The sequence below is a fragment of the Pseudoalteromonas sp. Ld19 genome (genome assembly GCF_045064135.1).
GTDB classification, from domain to species: domain Bacteria; phylum Pseudomonadota; class Gammaproteobacteria; order Enterobacterales; family Alteromonadaceae; genus Pseudoalteromonas; species Pseudoalteromonas aliena.
This window is the reverse complement of the sequence record NZ_JBISHA010000011.1, coordinates 93,182-110,211: the sequence shown is the minus strand read 5'-3', so window position 1 is coordinate 110,211 and position 17,030 is coordinate 93,182. Positions and strand designations below refer to the sequence as shown.

The 17,030-nt window shown below is 39.7% G+C and carries 15 protein-coding genes and 1 pseudogene; 4 read left to right on the top strand and 12 right to left on the bottom strand.

Annotated elements, in window-relative coordinates:
• Positions 1–130: 130 nt before the first annotated feature.
• From ACJJVZ_RS01905 to ACJJVZ_RS01860, 10 genes are all read right to left on the bottom strand, one after another.
• Positions 131–631: a hypothetical protein gene (locus ACJJVZ_RS01905; RefSeq protein WP_405597646.1), complete on the bottom strand. Its 501-nt coding sequence runs from the start codon at positions 629–631 to the stop codon at positions 131–133.
• The gene (locus tag ACJJVZ_RS01900; protein ID WP_405597644.1) at positions 631–1,185 is read right to left on the bottom strand and encodes a hypothetical protein; all 555 of its coding nucleotides are present in this window, start codon (positions 1,183–1,185) and stop codon (positions 631–633) included. Before ACJJVZ_RS01900 ends, ACJJVZ_RS01905 begins: the two co-directional genes overlap by 1 nt.
• Positions 1,186–1,448: 263 nt before the next feature.
• Positions 1,449–1,727: a peptidylprolyl isomerase gene (locus ACJJVZ_RS01895; RefSeq protein ID WP_008171402.1), complete on the bottom strand. Its 279-nt coding sequence runs from the start codon at positions 1,725–1,727 to the stop codon at positions 1,449–1,451.
• Positions 1,728–1,964: 237 nt separating this feature from the next.
• Entirely contained in the window at positions 1,965–3,677 is a 1,713-nt protein-coding gene (locus ACJJVZ_RS01890; protein ID WP_405597643.1) for an FAD-dependent oxidoreductase, read from the bottom strand.
• Positions 3,674–5,431 carry a thiamine pyrophosphate-binding protein gene (locus ACJJVZ_RS01885; RefSeq protein ID WP_405597641.1) on the bottom strand — a complete coding sequence of 586 codons (1,758 nt, stop codon included), beginning with the start codon at positions 5,429–5,431 and terminating at the stop codon, positions 3,674–3,676. Before ACJJVZ_RS01885 ends, ACJJVZ_RS01890 begins: the two co-directional genes overlap by 4 nt.
• Positions 5,421–7,211 (bottom strand): flavin monoamine oxidase family protein, encoded by a 1,791-nt coding sequence (locus tag ACJJVZ_RS01880; RefSeq protein ID WP_405597638.1) that lies wholly within the window; start codon positions 7,209–7,211, stop codon positions 5,421–5,423. The genes ACJJVZ_RS01885 and ACJJVZ_RS01880 overlap by 11 nt, the downstream gene beginning before the upstream one ends.
• Positions 7,212–7,452: 241 nt before the next feature.
• A complete protein-coding gene (locus ACJJVZ_RS01875; RefSeq protein WP_405597637.1) occupies positions 7,453–7,875 on the bottom strand; it encodes a thiol-disulfide oxidoreductase DCC family protein in 423 nt (140 codons plus the stop codon).
• Between the two features lie 27 nt (positions 7,876–7,902).
• On the bottom strand, positions 7,903–8,430 hold the full coding sequence (locus ACJJVZ_RS01870) for a response regulator transcription factor (RefSeq protein WP_405597635.1): 528 nt from the start codon (positions 8,428–8,430) through the stop codon (positions 7,903–7,905).
• On the bottom strand, positions 8,427–9,668 hold the full coding sequence (locus ACJJVZ_RS01865) for an ATP-binding protein (RefSeq protein WP_405598157.1): 1,242 nt from the start codon (positions 9,666–9,668) through the stop codon (positions 8,427–8,429). Before ACJJVZ_RS01865 ends, ACJJVZ_RS01870 begins: the two co-directional genes overlap by 4 nt.
• A 61-nt stretch (positions 9,669–9,729) precedes the next feature.
• A complete protein-coding gene (locus ACJJVZ_RS01860; RefSeq protein ID WP_138586579.1) occupies positions 9,730–10,134 on the bottom strand; it encodes a DUF4440 domain-containing protein in 405 nt (134 codons plus the stop codon).
• 316 nt (positions 10,135–10,450) lie between these two features.
• On the opposite strand from ACJJVZ_RS01860, the gene ACJJVZ_RS01855 reads away from it, so the two are divergent.
• A complete protein-coding gene (locus ACJJVZ_RS01855) occupies positions 10,451–11,530 on the top strand; it encodes a ketoacyl-ACP synthase III (protein ID WP_405597633.1) in 1,080 nt (359 codons plus the stop codon).
• 89 nt (positions 11,531–11,619) lie between these two features.
• A pseudogene (locus ACJJVZ_RS01850) lies at positions 11,620–11,883 on the top strand (VOC family protein); the annotation flags it as partial.
• 43 nt (positions 11,884–11,926) lie between these two features.
• Here ACJJVZ_RS01850 and ACJJVZ_RS01845 read toward each other — a convergent pair.
• Both ACJJVZ_RS01845 and ACJJVZ_RS01840 read right to left on the bottom strand, forming a co-directional pair.
• Positions 11,927–13,291: a M17 family metallopeptidase gene (locus ACJJVZ_RS01845; protein ID WP_193156563.1), complete on the bottom strand. Its 1,365-nt coding sequence runs from the start codon at positions 13,289–13,291 to the stop codon at positions 11,927–11,929.
• Between the two features lie 88 nt (positions 13,292–13,379).
• Positions 13,380–13,802, bottom strand: coding sequence for a hypothetical protein (locus ACJJVZ_RS01840; protein WP_138583955.1), 423 nt, complete (start codon positions 13,800–13,802; stop codon positions 13,380–13,382).
• A 92-nt stretch (positions 13,803–13,894) separates the two neighbouring features.
• Here ACJJVZ_RS01840 and ACJJVZ_RS01835 point away from each other — a divergent pair, with 92 nt between their 5' ends.
• Both ACJJVZ_RS01835 and ACJJVZ_RS01830 read left to right on the top strand, forming a co-directional pair.
• The gene (locus tag ACJJVZ_RS01835; protein ID WP_404936257.1) at positions 13,895–14,071 is read left to right on the top strand and encodes an oxidoreductase-like domain-containing protein; all 177 of its coding nucleotides are present in this window, start codon (positions 13,895–13,897) and stop codon (positions 14,069–14,071) included.
• Between the two features lie 337 nt (positions 14,072–14,408).
• A complete protein-coding gene (locus ACJJVZ_RS01830) occupies positions 14,409–16,985 on the top strand; it encodes a TonB-dependent receptor plug domain-containing protein (RefSeq protein ID WP_405597629.1) in 2,577 nt (858 codons plus the stop codon).
• The last annotated feature ends 45 nt before the right edge of the window (positions 16,986–17,030 follow it).

Below are 17,030 nucleotides of genomic sequence, written 5' to 3'. Positions count from 1 at the left end.
AAAAAGGCTGCACATTGCAGCCTTTCACTTTTAAGCGAAAAGAGTTTAGGTTGACACTGAATTTTGAACGTCCTCTTTATAGATGCTTAACAGTTAGATACTTCAAAATTAAATCTGCCTATACTGTAAACTAAATAATACTGCCTTTTAAAGGACTAGTTCTTTTTCTGGATATACTAAATTTTTTATCTGTATTTTTAGCATAGTGATAGAAATTCAAGCTAGTCAGTGTGACATCTTCAATAAACCACCCTGGTATCTTAACTAAAGAATAACCATATTTAGAAAAATGTATCTCAATTGATTTAATCACGGGCTTTTCAACAATCGTGATATGGTCTGCTTTACTTAAATCTATAACTTTTTCACCTTGAATCAATGTCTGCTCATTTAAATCGACAATAATAGGTTTTTTATTAAAAAAATCTACGAGAGAAAAAGCGATAAATATCGGTACGAGAATAATTGATAATTGGCGCAGTGTTACTGCTCTAAAGTAGGTCTCTTTATGAGACCAAGTATCAGGCGTAGTAAACCACACTATTAAGATAAAAATCACTACCGCTAAAGTCCAGCGGTGTAGACGCAAAAGTTTTTTAAGGTCAAAAGTCAATGTCATTTTTTTTAGCATTAATTTAATCTCACTTTCATTCGTATGCTATATGCGTTCCCCTCAAGTGTAAGTGACTTAAACTTAAATATTTGGTCAATTTCACTATCGAGTTTAAAGTTTATAGCATTTTTTAGGTCCTTTTCAGTAAAATACAAGTTAATTCCAAGGCCATCTAAGCTATTAATCTCATCATTTGTCTGCAACCCATCTTCGTTTTTATCATTCCAAATAAATAACTTTTCAAAAATTGGATCTAAATTGTTTATTACGTTATTACTATCATAATCAAACGTCATTAAGCCCTCTAAATCAGTAGCAGACTTTTTAGGAGAAAATAGAGAAAACATAAATTCAGTGTGTTTGTCTATAATGCCAGAACCATTCCAATCAGCAAAAAGAACAGCATTTCCTTTAGTGGGCCAACTTAATTTATCACGAATCCCATCATTATTTACATCAAATAAATATGGTGAATTGTCTAATTTTGCATAGGAAAGACCATCACCATCTAAGTCCAATATTATAGGGCGAATACTACAGCCGGCACTTCTACGTTTATGCGGAGGGATCATTGAACATACAAGATCATCGATAGCATCGTCAGCTAATTTAAAAATATTTGGTGCAAGAATAAGCTAGACACCCACTCTAATTACTTTGCAAATCGTTAGCTAAAAATGAAATAAACTAGATTAAAATGGGTGGCTAGATAAACGCTTCCCATACGGCGTCAATGCCCAAACTGGTCAGTCAAACTCAGTTAAAGGTAACGCATAGCAAGCATTACTACTCTTATTTTATATTTACCGAGGATGACGTATTTAATTACGAGTAATTAAGTGCGATAAAGTACTTTAATTACATGCCAGCCAAATTTTGTTTTAACTAGGTGCGGCTCTAAAATTGCGCCTTTAAACGCAATTTTATCAAATTGTGGAACCATTTGGCCGCGTCCAAATTCGCCTAAATCTCCGCCTTTTTTACCCGATGGGCATGACGAATACTTTTTAGCTAAGGTTTGAAACTTTGCACCTTTGCCCAACTGCTTAATAATATCTTCTGCAATCTCTTTGTGCTTAACCAAAATGTGAAGTGCGTGTGCTGTATTTGCCATGAAAAAAGCCTTTTATACCGTTAGCTAAAATTAAACGCGGCGATTTTAACACAACCCCATACACCTAGCATCTACTTATACCATAGCTATAGTTACCACACGCCTTGCAAAGATTTATAGATTTTAACTAGAATCTTATATCCGATTAAAAATGCCATTTTTACTTTTTAATAAAATAAAAATGACATTTTAACTAACTTAAATTTTTATGGCTTAAAAAAGCTTAATACAATCAAATTAAATAATCGTTTTACGTGACCTCAGGTGGTTAGCAGGGTCACGCGAATACCTTTCTTTTACCTTCATAAGATCCTCATAACTGCCAAGAAAATAGTCTTTTGTAGGAATTGCACTGTCTTTAAAGCTAATAAATGCGCCTTCAGTCCCTTCAATTTGGGTCTCTCGGCTTACCTCAATCCAATCCATTGCTCTATTAATGTAATTGTAGACTTCATTATTTTGACCTTGTTCTTTTAACTCAACAGACTCATTCCACCATGTTTGGTACTGAATAGTGTACTGCGATTTTGAATAAGGAAATGAAACGCGGGCGTTTGCTTCTTTTTCGCTTATTTCATTATAAAAAGGACCTGCAATTGCACCAAGTGTAACGTAGCTGAATAAACCTAAATCACTACTCTTAGCATTAATCAGATCTGACGTTAAGCTTTGAATTAACTGCTCTTTTCCGTTTTTTGTTAAACCGCTACCTTTTACAACCTTAGAGGTTAATTTATGGGGTGCTGGTGCATCAAAATCAGGCGTAAATGGCGTGCCATCGGCATTAGCTAAACTACCTAAACGCTTTTGCTTTTTTAATACATCGAAAAGGGAGTTTCGTGACCAATTTCCCATTAATGCACTATTATAGTTCGCTTTAGTATCTGTACCTTGATGTATTGGCGTACTATTTGGAAAGTGGTTTGAGACAAATTGTTCTAACGCTTGCCAACTTCCCTGCCAATAGCCGTACATGGTACTTGGGTGGCACAAAGGCTTGTTTTGACTGTTAGCCGCAATAGCATTAATTTTTAAATTAGTGCCTACCAGCTTGTCGGTACTTGCATTATTTATAACATCTTCCCATTGCGATAAAAGCTCAAGCGTAGACAAAGCATGTTCGTCATTAGTATTCCAGTTTATTACAAAGCGATGGATCTCGTCTGGGATCTCAAATGCTTTTACTTTAAAGTGGGTAACAATACCGTAGCTTAATGCCCCGCCACCACGTAGTGCCCATAATAGTTTTTTATGGGATGGGTCGTTTGCATCAACAATATCGTCCTCAGCATTTACTTCGATAACTTCACCGTTGCCTAATACAACCGTAGCCCCCACCAGCGATTCACAACACATTCCTTTACTGCGAGTCCATGGTCCCCAGCCTCCGCCTTGAATGAACCCCGCCAAACCGACTGTTGCGCATGTACCATGCGGTATTGTCAATGGCGGGTTATTGTCAGCAAGCTTTGGTACCACCTGAAAAAAGCGATAACCGGAGCCTATATTTGCAATATAGTCACCGTTCACTTTCTTAACGTTAAACTCTTTTAATCGGCTCAAATCTAATAAAATCACATCGGTGCCCGTACACTCCCCTTCGTGATCGTGCCCACCAGAACGAACGCGGATCGGTAAGTTTAAGCTAATTGCTTGCTTGTAAGCCTGTGCTACATTTTCTGTTGATTCACACATTACGATAACTGCAGGATTGAATCGCAAACGAGTATTAAATATAAGGGTTTGCGCTTGATACCCTGTTAAACCTGGAGTTTCAGACACCGAGGGTGATGCTTGAGTTAGCAGCTGATCATCCTTAAAACCCGAAGATTTAAGTGCTTGAACCAACCTTAGCGTATTATTCCAATAAGTTGCCATAAGGCTCTGTGCGCTTTTAAGTTGCTCGTGCGGCAGCTGCGAAACTTCATGAACTGTATTTGGGTTATTCATCGTATAGTCCCTTTATTATCCTTGTGACATATACACTCGTCACGTTTTTGACCTGTTACTGATTCTGCAAGCGTTTGGATTGCTGGCGCTAAATCATCACGTGCAATATCAACTTTAATGAGGTAAGGCGTTGACGTATCTTCATATAAGATATTAAGTGCATTTTGCAGATCCGCCACCGAATTGACATTTAAATATTTAACACCGTAAGCTTGAGCTAATGCTTCGTAGTTCCAAGAAGGTAATTCATCAAAAGGAGCAAATTTCCCCTCAGGTGTAAATGCGCAAATATCTACAAATGATTGCTCAATGGCATACACCTCGTTACTCATTACAAATACAGCGGTATTACAGTGATTACGACTCAGTGTTGAGAGTGTCTGACACATCATCATAAAACCACCATCACCTGCAATAACTATACTGCGATTATCATTAGCAAGTGACACACCCAAAGAGCATCCGGTTTCATGGCCCAATGATCCCCACGCGGCATCACTAACAAAGTGGCTTTTTTCTATGCCAATCAATCTTGCAGCCATATAAAGTGATGAACTTTCACCTAAAATAAGGTTGTAACCTTTTAAGCTACGAGATCCGTTTAACTCTTGTTGATAAAGAGTAAAGAAGCTTTCGTAGCTTATTTGACTGTGAAAATCAGCAAGCTCAGTGTTTAATGGTGTATTTAACTTAAAAGAGACTGAGTTCAAAGACGAAGTTGATCGCTCAAAATATGCCGTCAATTCGCTAATAAATACAGTTAAGCTGGTATGGATGAAGTGATCACTATTGCCAACAAGCGCACCATCCATATTAACTCTTATTAGATCAGAACCTTGCTTAGTTAGCATAGTGAGGTAATCATCAGTAAAAATAGCGCCAAGCGCTAAAATTGCATCGCACTGCGACACATAATCGAACGTTTCAGGTAATGAGGCTTCACCTGCATAGGTGCCTACAAATAAATCGTGACCGACTCCACTTCGCTCGCTGATCACCGACTTAGCTAACGTGGTAGTGGTATACGCAATATTAAGCGAAGTTAAAAGCTTCTCTACTTTATCTTGTAAACCTAATCTCGCTATTTCTATGCCAAGCATAATTACTGGCTGTTGTGCAGTTTCTAGCTTGTGTATAGCCGCGTGTAGTAATGCAGTTTGCATATTTAAATCAACGGACGTATCGGTAATAACAAGCGGGTACGCTGGAGTCGAACATTCTGCTCCCCACACATTCTGCCAAGCTTCTAAGTAAATTGGCCTTTTTTCTTTTATTGCACACGCCAACGCTGCATCGATAATTTGAGGAGCCGTTTCAGAATCTGACAGTATTTCGCTTGCCACGGTGACACTTTCAAATATAGTTTGGTTTGATTTATAGTTACCCGTTGAATGATGAAATAATGCGCCGGTATCTGCGATAATTTTTCGATCATCAATTGATGGGCTGGCCGTTATCACCACCACAGGATTTCTTTCAACATAGGCCCCTGCAATTGCGTTTATAACACTTAATGTACCGACTCCATATTGTACAGACACTGCGCCAATCCCTTTGTAACGAGCATAACCTTCGGCCGCATAACCTGCACCTAACTCCGTTATGTCGCCAATCGCATCAATACCATCAAACTTATCAAGTGCGCTCATAAACTCCTGTACATAGTCACCCGGTACTTGAAATATTTTTTCTAGGCCTTGCTCTTTTAAGCGCGTTAATAAATAGTCAGCAACCGTAAAATTATTAGTACTCATGGTTAATTCCTTCGTACGCAAATTTTGTTACTTCGTCTAGCGTTTTACTGCATGCATTAGGCTGTTTTTTTTCAATTTTATCGTTACAGGCTTTATTACAATCAACGGGTAAATAGTTATGTTGTTGCTTTAGCCAGCATGGTGTGGGTAAATCAAAAAATTCCTCGAGTGTTGATTCTGCAGTATTTAAAGCACCTTCAACCCAACCTTGCTCGTATGAGTACGCCTCACCAATAATATAAATCTTTTCTTTCTCAACAGGGTGGCGCATACGACACATAATTTCATCTAAACGGTAATTTGCTTTCCATTCATGCCATCCTCCGCCATATGGGGCGTCTCCCCAATCTTGGTAAATGGCAGAATACGGCATCGCCAATTCTTTTTGCTCATGAAGCGCTTCAATTTGTCTATGTGCGGCTTCCACCATACCTGTGGTTATTTGGCATTGGCTTTTAGGGACTATTTCTTGTGGGGTATAGCCTTCACATCCATAGCTGGGTGTGTAACCAGAATATAACTCACCCGATTCTAAGCCTTTCCAATAGGGGATAGAGCCTATGTCATTATATGACGCCATCAATAACGAGTTTGTATTTGGTAAACCGCCTGCTTGGTCGCACTCTGTTCCCATATAATATGTTTGCCTAATTGGTAAGTCGGTCACTGAACGACCTGCAACTAGGCCTAAGCTTCGCCACCAAGGCTGCTCGTAAGCCATAAACATTTTTAGCGCTTTTTGTATAAGTACTGAAGGAATATTTTCTTTTAACCACGGATCAGCAAAAAACTCCGACTCGATAAGTTCTAATGAACGTCGTGGCATTGCCAAAATTAGTTGTTTCGCTTTTACAATTTCCTGCTCAGTGACGGTTACGTCATCAATTGTTTTGCCGTATTGATCTGTACACGTTGATTGAAATATTAATTCATATCGATAATCAGGATCATTCAGGTAGTTAATTTTTACTAGCCGTTTATTCATTTGTACTTTTTCGTCTTCGGCTAAACAACTTTTTAACGCTTTAAACTGCGCGCACAGCGTTAATGGCAGTGCCTGAAATCCATCTGTGAGAGTGAGAAACTCAGTGTCATCACTGTATTCTGTTGCTGGCAGCTGAGTAACCGCACTTGCATTAGCAACATTAGCATCGTACCCGCCAGCCTCTTTCATGAATAAATAGGCTTCGTTACTTAGTACTCGCTCAAGTAAATTCCAAAAACCATACTTCCAGATCTCTTTGCCAAATACTTTAACTTTCATTTGCTCGCACAAGCTCATGTCAGCAAAACCAGGACAAATTAAGTTCATCACCTTAACTTGTAAATCCTCGGGTCCATAGCCGCGTTCAGATGCGTTTAACTTATAAGGTATTTTGTCAGGGCACTGCGCAAAATCTCGGTAACGAAAATACTGACCGCGCAAATAAAAGAGATTATTTTCACTGCCCGCTTTTATATCTTTCACAGCGGGATCTTTTGAATCAGGGTACATGGGTAAGGAAGAACCCATTGGGAAGTTTTGCGTTTTCAGGTTCAAATCATTAACTAATGCATTAACCATAACGTGATCTGAAGGAATAAAGCGCATTCCCCCCAACTCGGCAACTACATTTGGTAACCCTGGTAACTTTTTACTATATAAACGCCCGCCTATGCGGTCACTGTATTCAAATAGCGCAATACGCTTTTCTTTGCCTTCATGCTGTTGTAGCCTCCACGCGCTGTAAACACCAGACACACCGCCACCAACAATTGCTATATCAAGTTCGTTTTTCATAGTCGTCTTTTCCTTAGCTAGATTAAGCTAAAGTTACCCATAAAGACTACAAAGTTCTATTACGCTTTATTACACTCGATGGCAAATATCTGTCCAACCACATCTAGCAACGACGGTTCTTGTATTAGAAAATGAGATAAGCTGTGAAATAAACTAGACACTCGCTGTAATTTATCTGACAAAAGTTAAGATAAATATCAACGTTATTCTATTCTTAGCGGCAGCGCCAATAACAACCAAGTTACAAATAATGCGCAGCGTCGCTTGATGCGGGAATTCTACAATACTGATACTTTCCAAATAATGTATAACGATTTAAAGCGATTTTATCGTATGACCAATTATTAAACCTATTTGGTAAAACACTAAATATATTTGCGAGCTTGTACGGATAACCAAGCTGCTTAACCACTTCAAAAAAAGCATGACTTTGCGTATACGCTTTACCATTTTCAATAAACACCATTGAGGCGTATTCATTCGTCGAAAAACCAAAGTGCATTAACAACAACTCACCTTTAGGGGACTGCACGCTGCATAGTTTAAAAATAATCTTCGTATCGCTCGCAATAATAAAATTACACCACGCGCTGCACAGCTTACATTGCGCATCAAATAATATAATTTTTTGATTTTGCATTAATATAGCTGCATCATCGCTCATAACACTTTCCATAAGTTAAGTACTAAATTACTGCTGCACCGGCTTTTTTTGTAGCTTGCGCTGCAAAGTGCGCCGATGCATATTAAGTTGCCGCGCGGTTACCGACACATTGCCATTATTACTGTGTAATACTTGCTGAATGTGCTCCCACTCTAAGCGCTCTGGCGACATAACAGCATCATCAATAGCGCTAGGCGCAGACGTGACAGGCTTTGTGTTAAGCGCTTTTAATAGGGTCGTCACATCAACTGGTTTAGTAAGGTAATCGTTAGCACCTAAACGCATTGCCTCTACTGCGGTCGCAATACTTGCAAACCCAGTGAGTAGAACAATATGAGCTTGGGCAAGCAAATTACGCAGCGGCTTTATAAGTGCAAGTCCGTTATCGTCGCCTAGTTTCATGTCTAATAAAACAAAGTCCGGTAATAGTCTGCGTGCAGTGAGTAACGCATCACTTTGATTATGTGCTACTTCGCAAGTAAAGCCCTGCTTAGTTAAGCGCCTTGCTAGTGTGTTGGCTAAATTTATATCGTCTTCAACAATAAGTAACTTCATGAGGCTGTTTTCTCGGTGTTTACAATAGCAAGTTTTACTTTGGCGACAGCGCCGCCATCTGTATGATTAAACAAGGTAAGCGAGCCATTTAAACGCTCAAATGTTACATTTGATAAAAGCACAGCAAGCCCCATTCCCTGAACACTTGGCATAAGTTGCCCGCCCAGCTCTGCTAATTGTGGTGCAGAAAAACCACTGCCAAAATCACGAATTAACAAATAAACACATTTACTATGCAGGTTGTCTTGCTGCCAACTTAGCTCTAATTGAGTTTGACCTTGTTTTTGGTTTGCGAGGGTCGCATTTTGTAATAAATTTAAAATTGCAGGCAATAACATAACATCGCTCATTAGTGTTGCAGCGATAGGCGGTGTGATCCACTGAATGTGCTGATCAGGGTATTGCAGTAAAAGAGTATCCGTGATCTGTGTTTGCAGGTGCTTTACAGTTACGTGTTCTTGTGAATTTTTAAGCCGTAACTGCTCCGAAAGCTTCCTAAAATCATTAAGTTGGTTACTACACTGAATCAGCGGCGCTTGCATATGCTTAACAATAGGATTGTTTGGTTGTTGTTCTAGTAGCTCTTCAAACAATAACTGCAAGTTTGCGATGGGGGTCGCAAGTTGATGGGTTATTTGTGCAGCAGCTCCATCAAGGATAACAAGCTGCTCATTACGTAATTGTTTTTCTCGCACGTTTGCAATAATTCGCTCTCGCTCTTTAAGTGCTCGGCTCATTGCGCCAATCACAAGTGCGATTACACTGGCACTTAAAACAAAATTGACCCACATACCAATAAAGTGCCCGCTCATATTCATTTGATGCATACTGTGATCGGGCATTTTTATCAATAAAAAGCTGTAAGCTGCAATCGCTAACACGGCGATATACGCTAATCCCTTTTCACGTAATGTAACAGCAGCAATCATTATGGGAAGCAACAACAACGAAACAAACGCATTGGTTGCACCGCCACTTAGCGAAAGCAAAACAGTTAAAAACAACACATCAGCAGTGAGCTGCATTAACATACCAAACGGTTTAGCTTGGCTTACATTACGATAAGCAAATAGGCTAATTAGCTGAAAAACAGCCTCTAACGCAATAACAGTGAGTAAAGGCAGTAACGCAATTTGGTGCTCAAGTAAAAAATAAACGCTTAACACTGCGATTAACTGCACAGCAATTGCGCCGCTTCGCAGCATTAATAGTCGACTAATAGAAGGGTCGGTTCGCATTAACAAAAGGTAATTGCCCAATCAAATGTTTAATAAGGTTATTTTAACGGTTATATGATTTTTAATCATCATCCATAGAAATTGTAAACGGCGCACAAGGGGTGCCTTGATGAAACACCATTTGCCATTGCTCACCTTGTTTACGCCAAAGCGACATACGCAATGAATAATTAAATTCACTGCGAGCAGTGCGCCTATAAGCGGCTTGGTAACTTAGCTGCGCAACATCATCGCTTAGCATTCGACCTTTAAAATGTTGATTGTAAAACTGTGGCACCACTTCGGTAGGTAAACGGGTAAGCACTTGGTATTTATTAAATGTAGTGCCGTTGGCAGCAATTTCGATAAATTCATCATCAAGTAAAGCATCTAGCGCACGCTCAGATTGGCGAATTTCTGGGTCGAGTAACTGGCGCTCAGCATCAATCAAATGGTTAAATAACGACACTTTTATTTTGTTACTCATATGCTTCCCTATAATTTATAAACTTACCTAGCTATACCAACGTATTGCACAGTATTTGAGCATACGATTACTATTATTAGTTAAGTATCATAATCGCTGATACTGCCTGCCTGTCAACAGCTAAGCAACAAATAACAACCTAAACACTAACATTGTAATTCGCATTTGCTCTTTTTTAAATCAACTTATTTATAGATTGCCTTTCATTACAATTTATTACGGGGGAAAACACCTTATAAACTAGTCTTGAAAGGCAATTTTTGATATAACATCCCTATTAGTAACACACGTCAGACCACTTTTAAGAGAGCATACCATGTCTTACGCACACATCACTGGTTGGGGTAAATGCATTCCACCAGCAAGCATTAGCAACGACGAAATTAGTGAAATAGTTGATACCACCGATGAGTGGATAACCACGCGTACAGGCATTAAATCACGTCGCGTGAGTCATGTAAGTACTGCCGATTTAGCGACCATTGCAGCAAAACATGCAATTGCATGTGCAGGCGTTGATCCAAAAGATATTGATTTAGTAATATTAGCAACTTGTACACCTTCCACGGTTGTGGCAAATACCGCCTCACAAGTACAAAAAAATATTAGTGCTATAGGCGCAGCTGCTATGGATACTAACGCGGCATGTTCTGGCTTTTTATATGCGATACAAGCCGCTACAGCACAAATTCAAGCGGGTATGATCAAAAAAGCGGTGGTCATTGCCGCTGAGCGCATGACTTGGTATGTGAACTGGGCGCGCCGTGATAGCGCTGTTTTGTTTGGTGATGGCGCAGGTGCAGTCGTACTTGAAGCAGCAGATACACCAGCCGGTTTGCTTGCAACTAAAACAGGGTGCGATAGTGAAGATCGCGATATTCTACACATCACAAATTTTGGTAGCAATTTAAATAAATATGAACCAATTGGCCCATCAGATTTGTTATTTGAAGGGCGTGAAATTTTCAAACGCGCTGTAAAAGGCATGAGTGAAGCGTGTGATGATGTACTTCAGCAAGCAAATTTAAGCTTAGATGATATAAACGTATTAGTTCCTCACCAAGCAAACTTACGCATTATTCAAGCTATTCAGCACCGTTTAAAAGTACCTGATGAAAAAGTGATGGTAAACATTGGTGAGTATGGCAATACCTCAGCTGCAACAATTGCCATTGCACTATGTGAAGCGGTTGAACAAGGGTTAATTAAGCCGCATTCTAATATAATGTCTGCTGCGTTTGGAGCAGGTCTTACGTGGGCTGCAAGTTACATAAAATGGGGCGATCGTGTAACGCCTATTAATGTAAGCGATGCAGTATTACCACCGTGTAATAAAACAGGTTTAGAACTTGTAGCGCCAGCCGTTAAAGCGTGTAAAGACGCAGAGCCAAGCTAACAAAACATGTAGTAAGGCACATATAAAACGCACTTAATTAAGTGCGTTTTTGCTTTTAATAACCACCTGTTTTATACACTTGTGGTCGTTCATATAAATTAGATTTAGCCATGCCTGATGGCAGTCAAATAGAGTTATTTTCGTTTGATGGCGCACCTACAAGACCAAGCTATCCCGAAGCACAAGGCTTAAGACATTTAGCTTTTAAGGTAGCGGATGTACAGATTGCAAAAACGTATTTAGAGTCGTGCGATGTAAACGTTGAGGATATTAGAGTGGATGAAATAACCGGCAAAAAGTTTACCTTTTTTGCCGATCCAGACAATTTACCACTTGAGCTGTATGAGGTTTAATACTCATAAGCTCAAGTTATGCACTTACTATTGAATTAAAAACTTACTTATTAAAACGATTTTGTAGGTAAGTAAATACAGCCCGAATACCTAATGCTTCACCACCCGTTGGACGACCTGGTAATGCACGTAAGTTCCATGCCATTACATCAAAGTGTACCCACGGTGTTGTTGGTTCAACAAATTCTTTTAAGTAAAGTGCAGCAGTAATTGCACCACCAAACGGTGTGCTTGCGCAGTTAGCCATATCGGCTACATCACTTTTCAAAAAGCTTTTGTATTGCTCAAACAACGGAAGTTGCCAAACAGGATCATATACACTTAAACCAGCATCAATAATACCGTTTGCTACATCGCGCTCTGTTGAGAAAAAGCCCGGAAGCTCCGTGCCTAACGCAACACGACATGCACCTGTGAGGGTAGCAAAATCAATAATTAGATCTGGTTTGTCGTTTTGAGCTTCACTTAACGCATCACACAATACTAAGCGCCCTTCTGCGTCAGTGTTATCAATTTCGACCATAATACCTTTACGTGTTTTAACAACATCGCCTGGGCGAAATGCATTACGCGATACAGCGTTTTCTACCGCAGGGACAAGCACGCGTAGTCTAATTGGTAAGTTGGCTGCCATAATAAGCTGTGCTAGTGCAATAACATGCGCGGCACCGCCCATGTCTTTTTTCATATTGCGCATGCCAGAGCTTGGTTTTAAATCAAGTCCGCCGGAGTCAAAACATACGCCCTTACCTACTAGCGTAATTAACGGGGCATCGGTTGCACCCCATTTTAAATCGAGTAAACGCGGTTTGTTTTCGCTTGCACGACCCACCATATGAATAGTTGGGTAGTTTTGCTCTAGTAGTTCATCGCCAATCCACTGCGAAAATTCACCATTGTACGTTGCGGCTAAATCTTCCATTACTTGCGATAAATGCTGCGGCATCATATCCACAGCTGGGGTATTCACTAAATCGCGTGCAAGTGTAATAGCATCAGCTTGCTGACTAACACGCTCATACATGGCTTTATCGCTAATGGCTAATTGCGCTTTTGCTGTTGGCTTTTCTTTGTATTCACTAAATTCGTACCCACCAAGCACAAACCCTAAAGCAACGTGCTCTACTAATACATTATCACCTTGAATTTGATAAGTACCCATTGGCAATGTATTTGCTAAATTACCCGCAGCCCAAAAATCATCACTACTTTGCATAAGGCAAACAACGTGACTTAATTCGCCAGTTTTGGCATCAGGGATTAGCGCTAATCCTTGCTTTTCAAAGCCTGTGTTGTTTAACCAGTTTTGTATAAACGCAGATTGCTGAGTTTGCCAGTCAGATAATTCGTTTTTGAGAATAAATGATAAAGGAATACCAGAAGAAGTATGACGAAGTAATGCACTCATTAAATAGCTCGTATAATATAAAAATGGTACTTAAGAGCATATCAATAAGCACACTTAAAAGGTATCGCTAATTTGAGGTTACATTAGATTACTTTTTTAATGACTCGTTGTGAGCTTTTTTTTGATTTTCGTGACTTATTTCAGCGTCAAGTTCTTTAATTGATTTGTTCATACTAAACGAGCTTGGCAACACATCAACACCCACTATACGACCGAGCTTTACCACTAAAGGAATTGTAAGCGGTGCAAAAGGTAAAACGGCAAATACGCCTAAACCTAGCCCTTTTAAAATATCAACAAACTGTTCATTAGCGCGTTTTAATTCTGCTTTATTCGTCTGCCCTTGAGTATAGCGCCTATAAATTGAGAGCATTTCTTTTGTTTCTTGTTTTTCTTGCGCAAGTGCTATTTTAAGCGCCACCATAGCACGGCGAAAACGCAGCTGTTGGCGCTTTTTACTAATTTTAACTACCCGCCACGGTGCACGGTGAATAACTTTATATAATCGCATAACGGGCATTTTCACACAGCCCTTCTCGTTCACAAAGAATAATTTACTTATCTGAAGCGTTACTTTATTCTTTGTACACAATGAGTGCCTAGATGAAACCTTTTATGCAACCAAATACAACGCTTCTAACAATCAAGCCTGAGCGACCAAAATCTGATGAATGTTGCGGTGGAGGCAGTTGCTGTCCCTGTGTATGGGATGAGTACAAAGAAAAATTAGCAGCGTGGCGTAATGCGCAAACCTCTGAAAAAACAACTAAAAAAGTCTAAGTAAAGAAACAAAAAAGCAACATTGAAAACCCAACCTTGCATTAATAATTCTTTTTACTCTGCAATTTCACCCATTCGCTTCGTTTCCCCCTTCACCTTGAATCATTATTGCATACAGTTACTAAGTTAACTTTTTTGTTATAAAACGGTTAATTAGCAATTGCTCTCCTTGTTTTTTATCTATAGTCTGTAGATACAACGTTACTAAAGGTTGCTTAATTAATTAAACTTTAGAGGCTAAAACCTCAAATTAATATGCACTAATAGTGAGGTTGAAAAATAAATGATGAGAAATTTAACATCGAAGTAAAAATTATTCTAACTGGGGAAAATTAGAATGAAATTAAAAAACAATGCGCTAAACCAAGCAATAAAATTTGCTCTAGCTACAACAACTGCAGGGTTGTTTATTTCAAGTTCAGCTATTGCAGCCGATGAACAACAAGTTAAAGTGAACAAAAATGTAGAGAAAATTGCCGTAGTCGGTACGCGTTCAGCTCCTCGTTCAATCGGTGACTCACCCGTTCCTATTGATATTATTGGCGGTGAAGAGCTTGAAAAATCAGGCAACACCGACATGCTTGAGCTTTTAAAAGGCTCAGTACCTTCTTTTAATGTTCATCAAAATCCAATTAGTGATGCGGCATCCCTTGTTCGCCCAGCTAATTTACGAGGCTTACCTTCAGACAGCACGCTAATTCTTTTAAACGGCAAACGTCGTCATCGTGCATCTGTAATCGCATTTTTAGGCGGTGGTATTAATGATGGCGCACAAGGTGCTGACATTTCAGTTATTCCAAGCATTGCAATTAAGCAGGTCGAAGTACTTCGTGATGGCGCTGCTGCACAGTATGGTTCTGATGCAATTGCCGGTGTAATGAACTTCCAACTAAAAGATGCCTCAGAAGGCGGTAAGTTAGAAGTACGTCATGGTCAATATTACGAAGGTGATGGCGACACAACTCAAATTTCTGGAAACGTTGGCCTACCCTTTACCGACAGCGGTTTTGCTAATTTAAGCTTTCAGTATAAAACGTCTGATGCAACAAGCCGTTCAGTACAACGACCAGATGCTGCGGCACTCTCTGCTGCGGGTGTACCAGATGTATCTCCTCTGGCTCAAGTTTGGGGCGCACCTGAGGTAAATGACGATATTTCAATTTTTGGTAATGTTGGTCTAGAGCTAACTAACGACTCTGAGTTTTACATGTTTGGTAACTACTCTGAGCGTGATGTACGTGGTGGTTTTTATTACCGAAATCCGCATACTCGTTCAGGTGTGTATTCAAACGATGACGGAGGCACTCTACTGATAGCAGATTTAACTGACGATATGAGTGGCAATTGCCCGACTATCGCAATAGATGATAACGTTTTAAATAACCCAGACTATATAAGTGGGGTTGCTAACAACCCAAACTGTTTTGCTTTTAACGAAATGCTACCGGGTGGTTTTACACCAAATTTTGGCGGTAACATCACCGATACTTCTTTAACCATTGGTACTAAGGGTGAATTTACTGGTAGCTTCTTAAAAGGTGTATTCTATGACTTAAGCGGTACTGTTGGATTAAATGAATCTCGCTATTTTATCTATAACACAGTAAATGCATCATTAGGTCCTGACACACCTCGTGATTTTAGCCCTGGTAAATACGAACAATTAGAAAAGAACTTTAATTTAGACTTATCTAAAGGGTTTGATTTTGACCTTGCCTATGATGTAAACATTGCCGGCGGTCTAGAGTGGCATGAAGAAACATTCACTATCATAGCGGGTGATGAAGCATCATACACTGCAGGCCCATTAACATCTCAAGGCTTTGGCATTGGTTCTAACGGTTTCCCTGGCTTTAAGCCATCTCAAGCAGGTGAGTTTTCTCGCCGCAATTACGCTGCATTTATAGATATTGAAGCACCATTTACTGAAGAGTTTTTAATGGGCTTAGCCGTTCGTTTTGAAGATTACGACAGTTTTGGCACAACAACAAACTATAAAGTAATGGCGCAGTATCATGTAACAGAAGACTTAAATATACGTGGCTCGGTAAGTACAGGCTTTCGAGCACCTACCGTTGGTCAAGCAAATGTAAGTAATGTACAAACAAACTTAAGTGAAGGTGTACTTAGAGACTCAGCCTTACTACCACCAACAAATCCAGTTGCAGTCCAACTAGGTGGTACAGAGCTTGAGCCTGAAGAATCTCAAAGCTATACATTTGGTGCTGTTTACACCCTTGGCGATTTATTTTTAACTGTTGATTACTACAATATTCAGGTAGATGATCGGATTAGCCAATCTGAAAAAATAACACTAAGCCAAGCAGATAAAGACTCACTTACTGCTGCGGGTGTACCTAATGTTGAGGGCCTTGCTCAAGTTAGCTTTTTTACTAATGACTTTGACACGACAACGCAAGGCATTGATGTTGTAGCTAATTATACTGCAGATATCTTAGGCGGTAGCTCTACACTTAGCCTTGCATATAACTGGAATGAAACTGAAGTAACCAAATTCAGTGACATCACAGGCCCATTTAAAGTCAAACGCTTAGAAGAAGATTTACCAAACCATCGCGCTACATTTACATGGGCTCAACAATGGGAATCTATCTCAGCATTCACTCGCCTAAACTACTACGGTGAATACCAAGGCGTTCACGTGGATTATGATGCAACAGCCAAAACAGCTGATGCAGCCATTACCGTTGATGCTGAAATCACGTACTTTATGAATGAGTCTATTAGTTTTTCTTTAGGCGCTCAAAACCTGTTTGATCAAGATGCTGAAAAACTTGATTTTGCCGAAGCAGCCGGTGCGCCGAATAATAACTGGGGCGGTAAGTATTACGAAACATCTCCGTTTGGTATTAACGGCGGTTTTTACTATGCAAAAGCGACATATACTTTCTAACACCTTTGCATAAACAGTTAAGGCGAAATGTTAAGACATTTCGCC

Excerpts from the sequence above, each read along its gene's own strand:
- ACJJVZ_RS01890 (WP_405597643.1), bottom strand. The coding sequence starts at position 3,677 with ATGAATAACCCAAATACAGTTCATGAAGTTTCGCAGCTGCCGCACGAG.
- ACJJVZ_RS01880 (WP_405597638.1), bottom strand. The coding sequence starts at position 7,211 with ATGAAAAACGAACTTGATATAGCAATTGTTGGTGGCGGTGTGTCTGGT.
- ACJJVZ_RS01865 (WP_405598157.1), bottom strand. The coding sequence starts at position 9,668 with ATGCGAACCGACCCTTCTATTAGTCGACTATTAATGCTGCGAAGCGGC.
- ACJJVZ_RS01835 (WP_404936257.1), top strand. The coding sequence starts at position 13,895 with ATGAAACCTTTTATGCAACCAAATACAACGCTTCTAACAATCAAGCCT.
- ACJJVZ_RS01870 (WP_405597635.1), bottom strand. The coding sequence starts at position 8,430 with ATGAAGTTACTTATTGTTGAAGACGATATAAATTTAGCCAACACACTA.
- ACJJVZ_RS01875 (WP_405597637.1), bottom strand. The coding sequence starts at position 7,875 with ATGAGCGATGATGCAGCTATATTAATGCAAAATCAAAAAATTATATTA.
- ACJJVZ_RS01860 (WP_138586579.1), bottom strand. The coding sequence starts at position 10,134 with ATGAGTAACAAAATAAAAGTGTCGTTATTTAACCATTTGATTGATGCT.
- ACJJVZ_RS01830 (WP_405597629.1), top strand. The coding sequence starts at position 14,409 with ATGAAATTAAAAAACAATGCGCTAAACCAAGCAATAAAATTTGCTCTA.
- ACJJVZ_RS01895 (WP_008171402.1), bottom strand. The coding sequence starts at position 1,727 with ATGGCAAATACAGCACACGCACTTCACATTTTGGTTAAGCACAAAGAG.
- ACJJVZ_RS01905 (WP_405597646.1), bottom strand. The coding sequence starts at position 631 with ATGCTAAAAAAAATGACATTGACTTTTGACCTTAAAAAACTTTTGCGT.
- ACJJVZ_RS01855 (WP_405597633.1), top strand. The coding sequence starts at position 10,451 with ATGTCTTACGCACACATCACTGGTTGGGGTAAATGCATTCCACCAGCA.
- ACJJVZ_RS01840 (WP_138583955.1), bottom strand. The coding sequence starts at position 13,802 with ATGCGATTATATAAAGTTATTCACCGTGCACCGTGGCGGGTAGTTAAA.
- ACJJVZ_RS01885 (WP_405597641.1), bottom strand. The coding sequence starts at position 5,431 with ATGAGTACTAATAATTTTACGGTTGCTGACTATTTATTAACGCGCTTA.
- ACJJVZ_RS01845 (WP_193156563.1), bottom strand. The coding sequence starts at position 13,291 with ATGAGTGCATTACTTCGTCATACTTCTTCTGGTATTCCTTTATCATTT.
- ACJJVZ_RS01900 (WP_405597644.1), bottom strand. The coding sequence starts at position 1,185 with ATGATCCCTCCGCATAAACGTAGAAGTGCCGGCTGTAGTATTCGCCCT.